The organism is Methylophaga sp. UBA1464 (genome assembly GCF_002325665.1).
GTDB lineage: Bacteria > Pseudomonadota > Gammaproteobacteria > Nitrosococcales > Methylophagaceae > Methylophaga.
The window spans coordinates 843-1,264 of sequence record NZ_DCSO01000058.1; the positions used below are offsets into that span (position 1 = coordinate 843).

Annotated in this window: 1 protein-coding gene; it reads right to left on the bottom strand. The window is 64.2% G+C overall.

The window, feature by feature from the left end:
- Positions 1 to 422 (bottom strand): hypothetical protein (locus B3O33_RS07100; protein WP_292363283.1); only part of this gene is annotated, 422 nt, incomplete at both ends.

Consider the following 422-nt stretch of genomic DNA (forward strand, 5'->3'; position numbering starts at 1 on the left):
CGCCTCTTCCTCTTCGGCGGGTGCCGTGAAGCTCGGCTCACGGCGCTCACGACGACCGGCAGAGGAACGCTCACTCACGGCAGCACGCACGGGTGGCTCGGGGGCTTCACGGATGCGCGGAGCGACTGTCGCTTTCTCCTCATCGACCTCTTCATCGACAGGGTCAGTACTCGTATCGCTCGGCTCTGCCCAGGAGCGCTGCTTCACTTTGTTGGACGCCGCCTTGGCCGCTGCACGCACGGCAGCACGTTCGGCACGCTTTTCGCGCCGCTTGGCACGACGCTCACCAAACCAACCGCCGATACGGCAAAGCTTACGCCCGACTTCATCGGCAACCTGTAGCCACGACATGCCACTAAACAGCGGAAACCCAATCAGGATGAGCGCTGCCGCGATCAGGCCCACGCCGCCGCTACTGACGA